Here is a 17,445-nt window from a genome sequence, read left to right as displayed (position 1 = left end):
CTTTAAAACCTAAAACCAAGGTTCAGTCCACCCCTAAAATCAATCCAACTATCAGGATACATTTCCACATGTGCTCCTGTTCTACTTGTCACTATCATACCTATTTCGGAGACCAAATCCGTTTCTCCCCGAAAAACTTCCTCAAGATTAGACGCCAAAGAATTTTGCTCATCATTTGATATTAGGTTTGGCGCCAATGCTGTTAAATGACCCGTTGCCGATGCGAGCTGCGGACCAAGAAAGACATCTATAACAAAGTGTTTGCCTATGTTGAATTGCACGCCTAACATAAGACCATAGTTATCCCTATAAATAGCTCCCTTTCCATCCTGCAGTTGGTCGGTTGTACCACTATCGGATTCATATTTAAAAGGGAAATCCTTAAGATTGTATTTTGAAGTTTGATAAAATGGCGCGAAATAAAACCCTTTTGCATTCCCCTTGCCCAAATAAACCCTGATTTCTGCAGTAAACGCATTATATTCCACTTCGGATTCTTCAACCAAATCGGCCAGTGCATCAATGCCTAATACGTATTTGGTTGAATAGATAGAAGGGCCTTTGCCCATGGGAACGGTACTATACCATACGGCCACGGAAATAGGTTTGAACAAAACCCGTTCCGCTCCAATTTGATAATTCCTGGAAGTTACGCCCGCCAAGTTGAACTTTACCATATTCTTGCCCAAGGCTGTTTCATTTTGGGAAAATACCTGATAGCCTATTAAAAAAACGAAAATGAAAGAAAATTTTAGTTTGTGCATTGGTTGGTTAAATATTGGTTGGTTTAAAAAAATATTTAAAACTAAAACCTTTAAGAACAACTAAAATTACCTTTAGGGTTTATTTTTTTAGACTAACTGTGTCATTTTATCGACAAAATAAATGTTTTGCCTCTTTAAAATAAGTCATATATCAATCCAAATATATTTCTTGATCTCTCCCCTATGAATGGTACTTATAATGTTAGAACATAATAATTAGCTCATATATAATTAATAATTGAGCCGATTATACATTTTTATCGGCTCAAAGTATTAATAAATGCTGATTTTTAAAGGAAACTTATATTTTGGCCGCGAAACCAAAAGATTGGTTTAAGGTCTTCCATGGAAATTTAACACATTCATGGATACATTCTTGATAAATAATTTGAGATGCCCCTATTTAACATTCAATTAATTTTGTAACTTATACCAGTTCATTTACTTACACTAGAATCATGGCAAACTTCAATCTAAAAATCAACGGAAAAACTCAGCAATTGGATGTAGATCCCACTACCCCCATTCTTTGGGTCTTAAGGGACCATCTAAAATTGGTGGGCACAAAATACGGTTGTGGTATTTCGCAATGCGGTGCCTGTACCATACACCTTGGCGATAATGCCGTACGTTCCTGCCAATTGCCTGTGTCGGCTGTTGGTAATCAAGAGATTACGACCATCGAAGGACTATCTGAAAACGGAGATCATCCCGTGCAAAAAGCATGGTTGGAGGAAGATGTGTATCAGTGTGGATATTGTCAGGCTGGCCAGATTATGAACGCGAGTGCATTTCTCAAAAAGAATCCCAATCCGACCGATGAAGAAATCGAAGGAGCTATGAACGGCAATATTTGTCGCTGTGGTACTTACATACGAATCAAAAAGGCTATTAAAACCGCTGCAAATTCCAAAACCGTTTAAACATTGATAGGTACATCAAAAAAAGAAACATCATGACAAAGATAGTTACACATTATAATCGTCGTTCATTTATAAAGGTTTCAGCCGCTGCTGGTGGTGGTATGCTAATCGGGTTTAGCTGGCTTAACGGATGTAAGTCAAATACACCTGAACCAGAAGCGGGAGTAGCAGTGCCAAAAGAATGGTTCGAAATCAACGGCTATATCAAAATCGGGGATACGGGTATGGTTACCATATACTCGCCCAATCCGGAAATTGGACAAAACGTTCGTACCTCAATGCCCATGATTGTGGCTGAGGAGCTGGATGTACCTTGGGAAAACGTTGTAGTGGAACAGGCGCCCCTAAATACTGGTTGGTACCAGAACCAATTCGCTGGTGGAAGTCTATCCATTCGTTTAAGCTGGAATGCTTTACGGATGGCCGGTGCAACAGGCAGAAGAATGCTAATGGAAGCGGCCGCGAAGGAATGGGGTTTAAAAGTGACGGATGTGACAGCCAGTGAAGGAGTCATCAAGGAAATTAATGGCGAACGATCAATTACTTATGGAGAGGTAGCCTCAAAGGCAGTAGGCATCGAAGTACCTAAAGAAATTGAACTAAAGGGTGTTAAGGATTTCAAATTAATAGGCACAAGTGTCAAGAATGTAGACGGCGAAAAAATAGTTACCGGTAAACCCTTATTTGGTCTGGATTTCCATAGGGATGGCATGCAACTGGCCATGATTCAGCATCCTCCCGCTTTTGGAATGACAGTAAAGGATTTTAACGAAGCGGAGATAAAAAGTATGCCCGGAGTGAAGGATGCATTTATTGTTGATACTACTGTTGAAGAACCCGGTGGGTTCGACGAAAAAGGTTTTAAACAATTAATTGCCATCGTTGGCGAATCTACTTGGCAATTAATGCAAGCCAAAAAGGCACTAAAAGCTAACTGGGAAACTACCGGGGAATTAGAGAGTTCCGAATTACACGTGAAAAGACTGGAAAAAGCGTTGGTGTCCGGGGAGGTACAGGAAAGTAGAAGGGATGGCAATCCAGAGGCTGCCTTTAAAAAAGCGGCCAAAATCATCGAAAGAACATATAGTGCCCCTTTCATAGCCCATAATACCTTGGAACCTATGAACTTCTTTGCCAATGTCACAGAGGATTCGGCAGAACTTATTGGTCCCACCCAAACTCCTGAGGCATTGGAAGGGTCGGTTGCCAAATTATTAAACCTACCACTGGAAAAAGTAACCGTAAATATGACCCGAATTGGAGGAGGTTTTGGCAGAAGACTCTATGTACATTTTGGTGTTGAAGCGGCCGCCATTTCAAAAAAAATTGGAGGTCCCGTCAAACTTATCTATTCCCGAGAGGATGATATGACCCAAGGAACCTATCGCCCTACCTATCGTTCGGTTTATAAGGCTGGTCTAGATGAAAATAATAATCTGATTTCTTTCAGCGTAAAAGGAGCCGGATTGCCCGAAGGTCCTGTTTTTCCAAATCGATTTCCTGCCGGAGCCGTTGAAAATTATTTAGCTGAAAAAATTAAAGCGCCAACCAATGTTACCACAGGTGCATGGCGTGCACCAAGATCTAATTTCACAGCAGGTGCCGAGCAAGCATTTCTTGACGAGGTTGCAGAAGCAGCGGGAAAAGACCCGATTGATTTCCGTTTGGAATTGTTTGATCGCGCCATAAAAGACCCTGTTGGCGAGAAACATGAATACGAAGCAGAGAGGTATGCCGGAGTATTGAAACTGGTTAAGGAAAAAGCGAATTGGGGAACAACAAAACCCAATGTTCATCGTGGGGTAGCTGCCTATTTTTGTCATTCGACCTATGTTGCTGAAGTGTTCGACATAATTATGGAAAAAGGGCAACCAATTGTCGAAAAGGTCTGGTGTGCCGTTGATTGTGGAATTGTAGTCAATAGGGATGCCGCAGAGAATATGATTCAAGGTGGTGTAATCGATGGTGTTGGTCATTCCATGTATAGCCAGCTAACCTTTGAAAATGGTGCACCCAACCAAATGAATTTTGACAAATATCAGTTGATCCGACATTCACAAGCCCCTAAGGAAATTGAAGTTTTCTTCGTTGAAAATGAAATAGATCCAACCGGATTGGGAGAACCAGGTCTGCCTCCTGCTATTGGAGCCTTGGCCAATGCGCTTTATAAAGCTACTGGACAGCGACATTATCATCAACCCTTTATGACCGAAAAACAGGTGGTGGGATAAGGAAAATTGAACTCGACGGAACTCCCTATTTCCCTCTATCGATTGGTACTATACAAAAAGAATATTCCCGAGGTCTAACCATCGGGGAATTATTTAAATGAATTGAAAAAAGGACCTATTAATTATTCAATTTTCCATTCCTGACTTTTTGCCGTTATTTCAACATCCCATGGTTGGGCTGGATTCGGTACGTATTTCGGGTCATTGTCCTTTTGTGGGAACGAATTAACAACTTTTAGGAGCCTATCAAAATTCTCTCTTTCCTCTGAAGTGTTTAGACTATCCAAAATATTATGCCGTTCGTAGGGATCGTTCTTAAGGTCGAAGAATTTTTCAGGTTCTTTATTAGACCCTATATATAATTTATATTGTTCGTTTCTTATCACCCTATCCCTGTAAATATATTGATTTTCCACACCATTCTCCGTTAGACGGGCATTGTTACCACCACCCATTCCTAATATCCATTCCCTATCCGATTTATCCGAGTTACTATAAAGAACTTTTTTAAAGGATTTCCCATCTATATAATGATCGGCGTTGGCAGAAGTCCATTCACTTTTTTCAGCAACCCCCGCTATATCCAAGAAGGTGGGCAAAATGTCCGTAAAATCGATCAGAGCATTGGATTCCTTATTGGATTTTACATGCCCTGGCCAACTTACTATAAAAGGTGCTGCAATTCCTGGTTCGGTAGTACTGGCTTTGCCACCAACTATACTTTGGCCCCTATATGATCCAGTAATTGCTTTAGTAGTACCATTGTCCGTAGTAAAAACTACGATGGTATTGTCCAATAATCCATTTTGTTTCAATGCTCCCAATAACTCCCCTACAATCTTATCGGTATAACGCACCATAGCCTTATGCTTCCCTAGGTTATCCTCCGCGGATTCATCTGGTGTATTCACAAATGGGGTATGTGTCAATACCATTGGATAGTAAACAAAAAATGGAACCTCTTTTTTGTCCGTTGTAAAATCTATTATAAAGTCACGAAATATGTCTGGCCCAAAACTACCGGTATAGGTCTTGCTCCCCTCCTTGGTATAAATATAGGGATCTTGGTATCTCTCGGCACTAGCTTCAATACCGCCCTCATAACCGGTCCACATACAAAATTCATCGAATCCACTTTTGGCAAGGGCATCGGGTTCTACCCGAAAATCATCAATTTGCCATTTTCCTGCAATACAGGTGGCATAACCAGCTCTTTGAAGTTCCTTGACCAATGAAGGATTCACTGTCTCATCAAAATGGGCTCCACCACCCCACCTGGGAACATCCCAATGATTTACCCAACCGTTCCTAAAAGGATACTGCCCCGTTAAGAGGGCAATCCTTGTAGGGGTACATTGCGGCATGGAATACACGTTGTTGAACTGCATTCCAGATTTGGCCAGTGCGTCTATATTTGGAGTAATGATATCTTCGGCACCATAGCTGCTGATCCATTCCTTTCCCAAATCATCGACTAGAATAAACAATATATTTGGAGAACGTTCACCTTCGACTTTAGTATTGACCGTGCCACCGCAACTTAGTAAAAGCAGGGATATAAATAACAAACAAACTTTGTACATGATATTTATTTAATATCTTTTTATATTTTCTTATAGATATCCTGTAGATCTAGTTTGTCGCCCATAGTTTTCTGAAGTTCCAATAGGTCGGTAAAAAGTGTTTTTACCTTTTCCTTATATTCTGGATTATCAGCCAGGTCACTCATTTCATTCGGATCTTTTTCCAAATCGAACAAAAGCACCTTTTCTATTTTTGGATACACCAAAAGTTTAAATCCGTCTTTGCGTATCATGCGCTGAACATCGATATAGGCCCCATAAATGCCATTGTAATGACTTTCCTGGGTTTCTCCTTTAATTATATCCATAAAACTGTTGAACTGAACATAATTCGGCTTTTCTATGTTTGCCAACTCCAAGCTCGTAGCCATAATATCCTGCAAATACACATCTTGGGATAAACGTTTGCCCTTGGGAATACCTGGTCCCATTACCATCATTGGAATACGAATGCTGTGGTCGAACATACTTTGTTTTCCTATCAGTCCGTGGTGACCAACGGAAAGTCCGTGATCCGCTCCAAAAAAGATATAGGTATTGTCCATTTTGCCGGTGGCCTCCAAAGAGTCCAATATTATACCGATCTGCTCGTCCATATGGCTTAAAAGGGCATAATATTCCTGACGGTGTACTTTAACGGCATATTCCGTTCTTGGATATGGGGCCAGTGCCTCGTCCCTAAGGCTTGGTTGGTTGCCCATATCATCTTTCCATGGGTATTCTGGCAAGAAATTTTCAGGTACTTTAATACTTTCCAGTGGATACATATCCAAAAACCTTTGGGGAGCCTGTCTTGGATCATGGGTGGCGTTAAAGGCTAGGTACATAAAGAACGGATCGTCTTTTTGCTTGGCCGTTTCTATGAAAGACAGGGCATCGTCACGCACCACTTCGCTCCAATGTTTTCCACCCTCCCAAAAGCCACCTTGCAAAGTGTCCGTAGGTGACCATTCGGTATCATCCGGGCCCGTAGGCCGACCATAGCCCAACGGCATATAGTTGTTCCAATCCTTCATATCGCCCGATTCCTCTTTCCACTTCTTTATGGATGCGCCCAATTTATTGGCATGATCTTTTGGCATACCGGGACGAATATGTTGGGCATCATTAAAGATAGTGCCCGCAGGTGCCTGCACATGCCATTTTCCGGTCATATAGGTGTCATAACCCTGCTTTTCCATTAATCTGCTCCAAGTCTGGTTCAATGCGGTTGAGTCTCCCTTGGACCATAATTCACTTTTATCTTGGGCATTCCAAATATAGGAACCGGATATAATCATAGCTCGAGATGCCACGCAGATGGCACCGTTCCAACCTCCCATATTGTAGGCATGGGTAAAAGAAGTACCCTCATTAACCAAGCGATCCAAATTAGGGGTATGGACTTCATCAAAGCCTAGGGCCCTAATACTTTCAAAGGTCTGGTCGTCAGCGAAAAGGAAAACAATATTTGGTTTTTCTGGATTTTGTCCCTGTGCTTCCTTGTCTTTCGGAGCTGGTTTACACGCAGCTGTTAATATTAGCAACAGTGCTATTAAACTTTTGGTCATTCTCATAATAGTTATTTTCAATTTTTATTCTTAATCCGTGATCGGTCAATTATTTATAAAGGGATATTTCCATAATCGTTACCTTCTGCACTGTTCTCCACTGAAGTTTTCCATTTTCGCCATTCGACTACCATTTCTTTTAGTTTTTCCGGTCTTTCAATCGCCAAATTATAACTTTCGGATGCATCGTCCAAAATATTGTACAATTCAAAATTTTCCCCTTTGTCCTTACTATAGATTTTGAATTCATTATCTATCAATGCCCCTTGACCTTGAAACTCAAACGCCAAAGGTTTTAATCTCTCTTTTACACTACCAATTACAAAGGGAAGCAGGTCCATACCATCATAAGGGCGAAGGTTGTTTTTTAGGTCGGTCCCTAAAATATTGGCTATAGTAGGAAAATAATCCGAAGTAAAACAAGGTATTTGCACCTTTGTACCAGGTTTAATTTTTCCCTGCCATTCCATAATGCCGGGGACCCTAATACCTCCTTCATAAAGGCTCCTTTTTCTACCCTTTAATCCCTTGGTAAGTCCTTGTGTTCTACCGGTGACCGATTTTCCTTCTGGGCCATTATCACTGGTGTAGAAAAGTATGGTATTTTCAGCTATGCCCAATTCCTTCAGTTTATCGCGTAATCGTCCCACCTGCTTGTCCAAGGCGGTGATAACGCCATAATAATGCTGTTGATCTTCGGAAAGCTCGGCATAGGCCATTCGGTCATCCTCCCCTGCCAAAACCGGTAAATGGGGAGTATGAAACCAAATAATACTCATAAATGGTTTATCACTTTTTATGGCATTTTCAATAAACGGAATTGCCCTATCCATAATGACACGTGAATCGTCCCCTTCCAAATTTTCGGTTTCTATCTTTCCTGGACCATTCCAGTAATAAGTCCCAAATGGCTGTCCTTCAACCAGAGAACCATTTACATCTCCCGAAGATTTTGGAGGTGTAACCATGGGATTCCAAGTGGGAACTTTGGACTCCGTTACAAAACTTACATCAAAACCATGCTTCAAAGGTGGGGCATAATGTTGGTCATTTTCTTTTTTACCTCCCCTATTGGCATCCAAGGTATCACGTGTGAGGGTGCCCAAATGCCATTTCCCAAAATGGCCAGTAACATACCCTTCGGCCTTTACCATTTCACCTAAGGTTATCTCCTGTTCCTTTATATGTCCACAATTGGCCGTACAAATTCCATAGCGCAGCGGATGTCTGCCGGTCATTACACTTCCACGGGTTGGGGAACATACGGCCGAAGCGGCATAGAAACGTTCGAAAACTGCTCCGTTGGCGGCCATGGCATCCAAATTAGGGGTCTTTAGATGTGGGTGACCGTTGTATCCAGTATCTCCCCAGCCTTGATCATCGGCCATCAACAAGATAATATTGGGATGTTCAACTTCAGTCGTATCAGGTGCCGCTTTATTTGGACTTTCTAAACAACTTACCAAAGAAACCGCTATTAGTAACCAACAGTAATTAAACGTAATATTTTTAATCATATTCAAGACCGATTTACCATTTTTTTTATTAAACCACTGACAATATAAGATCTAAGGCAAGTTTTTCTTTTATAGTTTTTCGATATAGACATAGTAAGCAGGGTGCACCCTGTCATCCTTATCTATGAGCTGTGCTTCCATATCATATCTTCCTGCCGAAATTTTGGCGGTAAAGGACACTTCCTTTTGTCCCTTTTCAATTTTAGCAGTTTCATTTACGTCCGCAACATATAAGTATGCCTTTTCAAAATCATTTTTTACACTTGCAGGCATAGTCCTGTCCAACTCCACAATTTTTTCCTGTGCCGGGAAAGTTGCGTTAATTGCCAATCCGCTTTCCCTTGGAAATCGGCAGAGGCTAATTTTATATTCCCCATCTTCTACGAATTCAACTTTCCATCTTCCGGTAGCCTGGGTAGCACTTACAGCTCCATATTGATGCCACATATCCCCAAATTTACCTGTTAACATATCATGGGCGGAAATACGGCTGGGGTTTTCCTTAGGTGAACCTACTTTAATATAAGCATATCGTTCGTTGACTCCTTCATCCATAAATGACTGCCACCATTTTTCATAACCTTCGGCCAGTTTTTCTACCACCTCTGGATGTTGTGCAATAACATTTTTAGTCTGACTTCGATCACTGTTCATGCTATAAAGTTCAGTCCCGTTTACAAACCGCCAATTGTCATCCATAACCGAGTATTTCCTGTATTTAACCAAATTTTGAAGTCTCTGGGTATCTATATATAGCACCCGATTAGGCCAATCCTGAGCCTGGTCATAAAGCAAAGGTTTCAAGCTTTTACCATCCAAGGGTTTTACCGGATTAAAATCTAGCCCCAAGAGATCCACAAAGGTCGGTAGCAAATCATATGCTGCGGCCAATTTATTAATGTCTTTTCCTCCTGTAAGTTGTCCATCGGGCCAACGAATAAAAAGGGGAACCCTATGTCCACCTTCATACTCACTTCCTTTCTGACCCCTTAATCCCGCATCAAAAACCTTATTTCCTCCAGCGGTACCATTGTCTGTCATAAAAATAAGGATGGTATTGTCCGCTATCTTCAATTCGTCCAATTTCTTTTGCAACAACTTAAAATTATCATCAATGTTAGTGATCATCCCGTAAAAACGTTGCTGGGGCTCCTCTAGGCCTTTAATACCTTTATACATATCCAAATATTCCTTGGGAAGGTTCAAAGGGCCATGGGGTGCATTGGTGGCGATATAACAGAAAAAAGGATCGTCCTTGTTTTCCTCTATAAAGTCCATGGCTTCGGAAAAGAAGACGTCGGTACAGTAACCGTTGTATTTCTTAGGTTCACTATTATGCCAATACGTATCATCAAAATAATCGTTACCCCAATAATCCGGGCCTTGGGTGATTCCTCCCCCACCATGGCGGACAACCTCATGAAACCCCCTATCTTCGGGGCGGTATGGATAATTATCTCCCAAATGCCATTTTCCGAACATCCCATTTGTATATCCGTTTTGAGCCAATATCTGAGGTAAAATAACCTCATCCTCAAAGAGCAAGGACCTACCTGTTATAGTGTGGAATACATTTATCCTATTCGTGTGTCTCCCGGTCATAATAGCACCTCGAGTAGGAGCACATGTGGTGGAAACATGAAAATTATTAAGTCGGACCGACTCTTTATAAAAAGCATCGATGTTGGGAGTTTTAATATAGGGATTACCATAACATCCCAAATCGCCCATCCCTTGGTCGTCAGTAATTACAATGATGACGTTGGGTTTAGCTTTCGTAGGGGTCTGAGAAAAAGCAACTAGATGAAGTAATAAAAAAGGTAATCCGAAAATGATTTTTACTGGTTTTTTAATAATTCTCATTTGGTTTTATTAATTGTTTTAAAAATATAGGCATTGGCTAAAGGTTGCTAAAAATAAATTAATTATCACAAAGAATATTGGTTTCGTCATTTACGTCCATTCTTTATTCAAAAGAAATCTTGTGTATATATGTCCATAAGCCATATTAAACCTTTGCTCAAAATAATTAAGTTAAGCCATATATAGATCGTACCGGAACTATTCTTAAATAGGTAAAAAAATGGACAACAATATTGTTTAACTCTCAATACTTTGTGATGTTAGAGGAAATCCACAACTATTAATGTATGAAACTCAAATTATCACATAAATCTGTATTCCAATTATCCTATGCGACTGGGTTAATTTTAATTGTATTGGGATGAAAATCAACTTATAATTTACATTAATTTTATAAAAAAGATTATTATGAAAGATATTTTGAAAATTAAGTTTTTGGAAGAAAAGGTTCAACAAGGAGATATTATTAAAATAAATGAGAGGGATAGTGAAAATGTCGGAATAACGGTTGATGAAGAAACTTTTATGTGCCGGGTTTTAATAGATATGTATACTACATTGGAAGGAACTAGCCTTTACAGGGTAGAGCAACATATTGCCAATAATAGCGATCATCATTGGATTCATATTCATGATTATGAAAATGCCCATTTTAAATCAATGGAATAATAGTATCTACTTTACTTCTGACATATGAATATTCAGGTGTAACGGTAATTTGCATAACATACATAAATAGTATCCCAATTAACGCATAATTCATTCAAGAGATTTGTCCCAAAGTGAAATCCCAGGTTCGATTTGCTCTAAGGTTTCGCCCTCGAGTCTCCCGTGGTCCTTAAAATATTGATAAATCATTATTTTATCCCCCATGTTAAAGTTTCGATCCTTAAACCAATCATTTATTACGATCTTCTCGTTCTCCTCATGGGCCAATTGCTCTATTTCACCTGAAACAATGTGCCAATACACCCACCTGTTGCTGCCCAGTGCAAAACCAATATCACCATTGATAAGAGACCTTACAGGTTTGTTTCTTAATCTCTCCCCGTTGTCCAAAACAGCCAAAGTTTTGGTAAGTCGAACCACCTCAGAAAAAGAATATAAGTAGGTTCAATAACTTAACCACTATAAGGAGCGAAGTGCCTTCCAAACCCAAAAAATTTTAAAGGTTAAGTTAGCAAAGAGTCCAGTATAACAATGACTAGCTTTAATTTCCTCTGATTCCGAAATAAAAACTTTTTCCCTTCATTATTTGGAGCACCATTAATGGGCAAAATGTAGTATCTTCCTTAGCTAAACTCTAAGTTTTGCAACCTTGATGACTAATTTTTGATATCTTAATTTGAGGTAAATTTTGTGCCTTTACCAACTGGATTTCTGTTATAATAGGCAAAACATTTAGATTAAAACAGTACATGATTTTCAAACAATTACAATCATTCGTAAAAAGCTTAAGGCCAACAAAACTTGAAATTCACGGGGCCACTTATGCATTATATGTATCTACCGCCCTACTCGTGTTACATTCCTCAATAAGTGCCGTTTTCGCCTACAATGACCCCTGGATTCTTTTGAACTATCTGGCACGTATCACGGCCATTTTAATCTTCACTTTTGTTTTGCTCAGATTGACCCATCTAATCTACATCTTTTCAAAAACATACCTTTCCGCAATTCTGATTACCATCCCAATTTTTTTGAAAGTCTTTTATTTCGAATTAAGGTCTACCATTTTCATGGTGGTCGTACTATCCCTTTTGGGAGCAGGGCTTTCCAATTTATGGAAACCAGGGTTGCGATCATTACATTTTATAAAACAAATAATTGTTCTTACAATCGTTACTTTCGGGCTTTCCATATGTATGGCAACTTTGGTACTATATTCCATTCGAGGTTTGGAAATGGATCCTATAGTCAACGCAGCCGCCTCCTCGGCGGAAAATGTAATCCATATTAACACCTCATCTCCAGCTGAGAATGGCCATCATAGAGTTAAACATTTGAGCTATGGCAGTGGAAAGGACAAACACAGACCCGCGTTTGGATTGGAGACAGATATAATTACACCTACTATAGATGGCACTAATTTTATAGAGAAATGGACCGGTTTTGGTGGTTGGTTCAGAGAAAAATATTGGGGGTTCAACACCTCTGCCCTACCCTTAAATGCCCATGTCTGGTACCCTGAAGGAAGTGGACCTTTTCCATTAGTTTTGATAGTTCATGGCGATCACGATATGAAAGATTTTTCCGAAAATGGTTATGCTTATTTAGGAAACCTACTCGCCTCTCGCGGATTCATCCTAGTTTCGGTAGCCCAAAACTTTCTTAATTATTCATGGTCTGATTATAGGGGAAGAATTAAAAATGATAACAACGCCAGAGCATTACTATTATTGGAACATCTAAAAATTTGGCACACTTGGAACGCAAAGGAAAATCACCTATTTTTCAAAAAGGTAGATACAACAAATATTGCGCTAATTGGTCATTCCAAGGGCGGCGAATCGGTGGTGCACGCCGCATTGATGAACCACCTTAAGCAGCACCCAGATGACGAAAACTTAAAACTTGATCACAACTACACTATAAAATCGCTGGTTGGCATAGCCCCAGTGGACGGGAACTATAAACCAGGAGGTAAGAAATCCGCTCTTCAGGACATCAACTACCTAACGATCCATGGATCCCTGGATGGAGAAGTACCTTCATTTTTGGGGGCAAAGCAATTTGAGCGAATCACTTTTTCAGATAGTGCTTATTATTTCAAATCGGGACTTTACATTAAGGGAGCCAATCATGGGCAGTTCAATACAACATGGGGAGAAAATGATGCATTTTCCCCTTTTTATAAAGGTTTTTTAAATTTAGCCGATTTAATTCCCGCCGAAGAACAACGGAATATTACAAAAGTTTACATAAGTGCCTTCCTAGAAACCACACTTAAAGATAACAAAACATTTTTGCCACTATTTGCCGATTATCGAAAAGGTAGGAATTGGTTGCCGAATACTATTTATTTGAATCAATTTGAAGATTCAAGGACAAGCTTTATCTGTACCTTTGATGAAGATGCAGACCGTACTTCCTCAGCTTTAAGCAAAAACGCCATTTCTTCGGAAAATTTGACAATCTGGCAAGAAAGGGAAATTGAGCTAAAAAATGAACTTAAAGGAAGTAGAGGGGTATTCATTGGTTGGGAACACACTTGTTTAAACATTTCATCAAAAGGCAAGGCTGGCGAACAAACCGCACTAGTTGAATTCGGGGATATGGAGGAGCAGCATCCTGTCGGCTGCCCAATTCCACAATACTCCATTCAAATTCCACCAAAAATAATCCGCGTTGACTCCTCCTCAGTACTAGTCTTCTCAATAGCGGAATCAGGGGGCGACTATGTTAAAATATTGAAAAAAAAGTCCAATTCTGACAACTCCGATGTTAATACTTTAATTAATGACAAAGACTGGAAACATACTTACCATAACAAAAAAACAAATACAAAAACGCCTATCGATTTTTCGATCAATATAAAGGATAGTATAGGAACGCAAGTTAGTTTCCATCTAAGCGATTTTGCCGGTTTACAAAGAGAAATTCAAACAAGTCTCAGTAAAATAGACCACTTGGAAGGAAAGTTTCAGTCGGAGAAAGTTTTTCAACTGTTCGCTTTTCCAGTAAAGGAAATGCTTGAGAAAAATCCCAGTTTTGACCCTACACATATTACAAGTATCCATTTCTTATTTGACCGCACTGAAAACGGACTAATTATAATAGATAATATCGGTTTCATGCAAGCTTTGGACGAATAACAAGACATTCTTAACTAAAGATTATAGCGTTTATAAACCTCATCCCAATTCCTATATTTAATTTTTTGAACGTTTCCCTGAACCGAAACTGCGACTATGTAATTATCATTTTGTACGTAAGAAAATATTTTCCAATTTTCCTTTTCACAGGGGTTCCATTTTGTTTCAATAAGTCTAGCCTTAATATCGTCATCAAGCGTAACAGAAAAGGAATCCAAGGGTAAGGAAAGACCATCACCCTTTGCTTTAATAAACGATTCCTTTCGAGTCCAACAGCGAAAAAACGCCCTATTCTGTTCTTCCTTAGGAATTTCTGTTAGCGATTTGATTTCACTTTGGGAAAAAAACTTACCCGCTATATCGAGTACATTAAAATCGCTCTTGATCTTTTCAATATCCGTCCCCATTTCAGTAAACTTGCCAAATCCTATAATAGCCTTGCCTTCTGAATGGGAAACGTTGAAAAGCAAACTATTTTCATCCTGAAAGTATGGTCTGCCATACGCTCCATACTTAAACCGAATATGGATGGGATCTTTTTGTAAATAATGTCCAGATAATATTCTCAAAACCGCCCGGGCTTTAATAAACATATGTTGATCTTGGGTAAACCTATATTTCCCCGCCCTAATTTTTTCATCTTCGCTTAGAAGGTTAAAATAACGACTATCTAAATCGGTCCCTACATCAACATGCCATAGGTGTAGGGTTTCTGGTTCTAAATCGTAATAATTAGTTAGCGCAGCACCCATTCTATTAGTTATTGTTTACAATGTTACTTATGTATTCAAACACAAGCTTCATCAACTGTTTTAGCCAATAAGCGCACATGAGGTTCTTCAAAAAGATTTAAATGGTTCCCGGTATTGTAATATACTTCCACTTTTGAATTGGTCCAGTATTCCCATAATCGTATTTTTTCTTCCCTGTTTTCTGTGGGTTCTTTTTCGGTTAAAACAAGGGTAATTGGACTAGCTATTTTTTTCCATACATACTGTCCATGAACATAATCCAAATGTTTCCGAATTTTAGTAAGGGCAATAGTTGACTTATCCTGGGTCAAAGTGATATAGATAGGCTCCAATAATTGTCTATATCTGTATACTATTGAACTTTTCAAAGTCATTATAGGAGCATGCCGCATTTTCAATAAATAATTTTTAACTCTTAGCCTAAAACTTCGTTGGCTTACTTTGGCTGGAGACTGTGCCGTACTATCCACAATTATAAGGTTTACTTGTTTGCCCAAGCCTTGGAGAAGCAAAGCCATTTCAATAGCAAGGGCACTATAGCAAAAAAACATAATATTGTAAGGACCATCTCCCTGAATCTCTAAAATTTCGGAAAGATAATCCTTGCTCATTGCTTCTATGCTCGCATGCATAGTTCCTTCCCCGTCTATTCCTTTTGGCTGCAACAGATAAATAGGTCTATCTTCCTTCAAATATTTAGGGAGCAATTTATAAAATAATACATGCCCTTCACCCCCGTGTACACAAAAAAGAGGTTTTGCACCTCCGGTTCTCCTAAGCGGAACAATAAAATTCCAATTCCGCAATTCCGATTTGTTATTTTTAGTAAGCAACACCGCTATTTGTTCTATTGTGGGGCTAAAAAGTAGGGTTGTAAGGGGTAATCTTGCTCCTAATTTACTCTCGATCAAAGCAAACATCTGAATTGCCATTATGGATTTACCTCCAAGTTCAAAATAATTGTCCTTTACGCCAACTTTGTCTACTCCTAAAAGCTTTTCCCAAATATCAACCAGCTGGTCTTCAATCTCATTTCTAGGGGCAACGTAATTAGCCGACAAAGCTTCAATTTTAGGAATTTTAATTCCTTTTTGCTCAGAACCATCATAATGATAAATTCCAACACCATCTAAAACTTCATGAACCTGCGTTACCTCATCGGATAATATGAGTTTCAGAACACGTTCCCAATTATCTATAATCCAATTTTTAGTTCTTTCATCTAATTGATCGTTGTTGAATACAAATTTAAATTTCATTTGCGCTTGGGGCACAATAATTAAGGATATCGGATAATTGGATGTAATACCACTCCCATAGTCACTAATTTCCACATCACCGCATTTGAGGTCTTTCCATGGGAAATTTTCAAAAACCAACAGGCTGTCGAACATGGTACCACCCTTATTTTCACTCAATTCGGACCAAATTTCGGTGGCCGTGGTTTCCTCATATTGCAGGCATGCTACCTGCCGTTTTTGAAACGATTGCAACCATACCTTTAAGGAACACTGCTTATCAATTATACTACTTACCGGTAGGATATTCATAAACATTCCAGTAAGTAGGTCCATATTGGGGAAATCATTTGAACGACCGGACACCGACGTTCCAAATACAACATTTCCCGCATTGAAATAAGCACTTAAAAGTAAACTCCATGCTCCTTGAATCAATGTATTGACACTTATTAAATTGGCCCTTGCCTTCTCTGTGATGTTTTTTGATTCAGTTTCTGATAAAGATATACACTCCATAATGCTCCCATTCGCCCTGGTTGAAACATTGGCCCTCTTAAAAAGGTGGGATTTGGAATAACCTTCAAAATAATTGGACCAAAATGAAGCTGCTCCCTTTTGCTCTTTATTTTTAAGCCAAGCATAATAGGTTTTTAACGATGGGAGTGTTTTCAATTCCGTGCTGGTGCCTTTACATAATGCTTCGTAAAATGTGCATACGTCTTTGACAATGTTACTACTAGACCAACCATCTAATAGAAGGTGATGGCATGGCCAAAGAAAAAAAAACTCAACTTGGCCCATTTTGATAAGATGAAAATTAAGCAGAGGATTTTGCTTAAAATCCATACCCAATCCTTTTTGGGTCGATTTCAACGCTTCAAGCCTAATTGATTGTTCAGCTAAATTAATGTCCGTCCAATCCAAAGTTGTCCAATTTGTTTCACTTACCCCACGTATTAACTGTACTGGAGCACGGATATTTTCCCAATGTACCGATGACCTTAGAACCTGATGTCTTTCAATGGCAAGCCCCCATGCCTTCTTAAAAAAATGGGTATTCAATGACCCTTTCAATCTAAAACCTACATGTAAAAATCCTTCATCTTGCAATGGATTGGATAAATGATGGATGAGCATACCTTGCTGCAATTCCGTTAGGGGTAATATAGCTTCAATATTTGATCTTTTTCCGGTGTCCATAACTGG

12 protein-coding genes are annotated in these 17,445 nt (G+C 39.3%); 4 read left to right on the top strand and 8 right to left on the bottom strand.

Annotated features, from left to right (window positions below; all coding sequences use genetic code 11):
• Positions 1-2: 2 nt before the first annotated feature.
• Positions 3-764 (bottom strand): hypothetical protein, encoded by a 762-nt coding sequence (locus tag H4O18_RS18135; RefSeq protein ID WP_187587265.1) that lies wholly within the window; start codon positions 762-764, stop codon positions 3-5.
• Between the two features lie 458 nt (positions 765-1,222).
• Here H4O18_RS18135 and H4O18_RS18130 point away from each other — a divergent pair, with 458 nt between their 5' ends.
• Together H4O18_RS18130 and H4O18_RS18125 are read left to right on the top strand one after the other, a co-directional pair.
• Positions 1,223-1,687: a (2Fe-2S)-binding protein gene (locus tag H4O18_RS18130; protein WP_187587263.1), complete on the top strand. Its 465-nt coding sequence runs from the start codon at positions 1,223-1,225 to the stop codon at positions 1,685-1,687.
• Between the two features lie 32 nt (positions 1,688-1,719).
• Positions 1,720-3,918 (top strand): xanthine dehydrogenase family protein molybdopterin-binding subunit, encoded by a 2,199-nt coding sequence (locus H4O18_RS18125; protein WP_187587261.1) that lies wholly within the window; start codon positions 1,720-1,722, stop codon positions 3,916-3,918.
• A 122-nt stretch (positions 3,919-4,040) separates the two neighbouring features.
• Here the strand turns inward: H4O18_RS18125 and H4O18_RS18120 are convergent, their stop codons facing one another.
• The 4 genes from H4O18_RS18120 to H4O18_RS18105 all read right to left on the bottom strand — a co-directional run bounded on the left by H4O18_RS18120 (position 4,041) and on the right by H4O18_RS18105 (position 10,431).
• On the bottom strand, positions 4,041-5,501 hold the full coding sequence (locus tag H4O18_RS18120; protein ID WP_187587259.1) for a sulfatase family protein: 1,461 nt from the start codon (positions 5,499-5,501) through the stop codon (positions 4,041-4,043).
• 20 nt (positions 5,502-5,521) lie between these two features.
• Positions 5,522-7,057 carry a sulfatase family protein gene (locus tag H4O18_RS18115; RefSeq protein WP_246474415.1) on the bottom strand — a complete coding sequence of 512 codons (1,536 nt, stop codon included), beginning with the start codon at positions 7,055-7,057 and terminating at the stop codon, positions 5,522-5,524.
• 47 nt (positions 7,058-7,104) lie between these two features.
• Positions 7,105-8,568, bottom strand: a complete 1,464-nt coding sequence (locus tag H4O18_RS18110) for a sulfatase family protein (RefSeq protein ID WP_187587257.1) — start codon at positions 8,566-8,568, stop codon at positions 7,105-7,107.
• Between the two features lie 69 nt (positions 8,569-8,637).
• A complete protein-coding gene (locus tag H4O18_RS18105) occupies positions 8,638-10,431 on the bottom strand; it encodes an arylsulfatase (RefSeq protein WP_187587254.1) in 1,794 nt (597 codons plus the stop codon).
• A 408-nt stretch (positions 10,432-10,839) separates the two neighbouring features.
• On the opposite strand from H4O18_RS18105, the gene H4O18_RS18100 reads away from it, so the two are divergent.
• Positions 10,840-11,100, top strand: coding sequence for a hypothetical protein (locus H4O18_RS18100; protein ID WP_187587252.1), 261 nt, complete (start codon positions 10,840-10,842; stop codon positions 11,098-11,100).
• Between the two features lie 90 nt (positions 11,101-11,190).
• On the opposite strand, the gene H4O18_RS18095 is transcribed toward H4O18_RS18100, so the two are convergent.
• On the bottom strand, positions 11,191-11,490 hold the full coding sequence (locus H4O18_RS18095) for a hypothetical protein (RefSeq protein WP_187587250.1): 300 nt from the start codon (positions 11,488-11,490) through the stop codon (positions 11,191-11,193).
• A 359-nt stretch (positions 11,491-11,849) separates the two neighbouring features.
• Between H4O18_RS18095 and H4O18_RS18090 the strand changes: the two genes are divergently transcribed.
• Positions 11,850-14,246 (top strand): alpha/beta hydrolase family protein, encoded by a 2,397-nt coding sequence (locus tag H4O18_RS18090; RefSeq protein WP_187587248.1) that lies wholly within the window; start codon positions 11,850-11,852, stop codon positions 14,244-14,246.
• A gap of 14 nt (positions 14,247-14,260) precedes the next feature.
• On the opposite strand, the gene H4O18_RS18085 is transcribed toward H4O18_RS18090, so the two are convergent.
• On the bottom strand, positions 14,261-14,998 hold the full coding sequence (locus H4O18_RS18085; protein ID WP_187587246.1) for a 4'-phosphopantetheinyl transferase family protein: 738 nt from the start codon (positions 14,996-14,998) through the stop codon (positions 14,261-14,263).
• 35 nt (positions 14,999-15,033) lie between these two features.
• Positions 15,034-17,439: a condensation domain-containing protein gene (locus H4O18_RS18080; RefSeq protein ID WP_187587244.1), complete on the bottom strand. Its 2,406-nt coding sequence runs from the start codon at positions 17,437-17,439 to the stop codon at positions 15,034-15,036.
• Positions 17,440-17,445 lie beyond the last annotated feature (6 nt).

Source organism: Arenibacter arenosicollis (genome assembly GCF_014397245.1).
GTDB classification, from domain to species: Bacteria; Bacteroidota; Bacteroidia; order Flavobacteriales; family Flavobacteriaceae; genus Arenibacter; species Arenibacter arenosicollis.
The sequence above is the reverse complement of the archived record's forward strand: the minus strand, read 5'-3'. Positions and strand labels throughout refer to the sequence as shown.

Excerpts from the sequence above, each read along its gene's own strand:
- H4O18_RS18085 (WP_187587246.1), bottom strand. The coding sequence starts at position 14,998 with ATGGGTGCTGCGCTAACTAATTATTACGATTTAGAACCAGAAACCCTA.
- H4O18_RS18110 (WP_187587257.1), bottom strand. The coding sequence starts at position 8,568 with ATGATTAAAAATATTACGTTTAATTACTGTTGGTTACTAATAGCGGTT.
- H4O18_RS18120 (WP_187587259.1), bottom strand. The coding sequence starts at position 5,501 with ATGTACAAAGTTTGTTTGTTATTTATATCCCTGCTTTTACTAAGTTGC.
- H4O18_RS18090 (WP_187587248.1), top strand. The coding sequence starts at position 11,850 with ATGATTTTCAAACAATTACAATCATTCGTAAAAAGCTTAAGGCCAACA.
- H4O18_RS18115 (WP_246474415.1), bottom strand. The coding sequence starts at position 7,057 with ATGAGAATGACCAAAAGTTTAATAGCACTGTTGCTAATATTAACAGCT.
- H4O18_RS18125 (WP_187587261.1), top strand. The coding sequence starts at position 1,720 with ATGACAAAGATAGTTACACATTATAATCGTCGTTCATTTATAAAGGTT.
- H4O18_RS18080 (WP_187587244.1), bottom strand. The coding sequence starts at position 17,439 with ATGGACACCGGAAAAAGATCAAATATTGAAGCTATATTACCCCTAACG.
- H4O18_RS18130 (WP_187587263.1), top strand. The coding sequence starts at position 1,223 with ATGGCAAACTTCAATCTAAAAATCAACGGAAAAACTCAGCAATTGGAT.
- H4O18_RS18135 (WP_187587265.1), bottom strand. The coding sequence starts at position 764 with ATGCACAAACTAAAATTTTCTTTCATTTTCGTTTTTTTAATAGGCTAT.
- H4O18_RS18105 (WP_187587254.1), bottom strand. The coding sequence starts at position 10,431 with ATGAGAATTATTAAAAAACCAGTAAAAATCATTTTCGGATTACCTTTT.
- H4O18_RS18100 (WP_187587252.1), top strand. The coding sequence starts at position 10,840 with ATGAAAGATATTTTGAAAATTAAGTTTTTGGAAGAAAAGGTTCAACAA.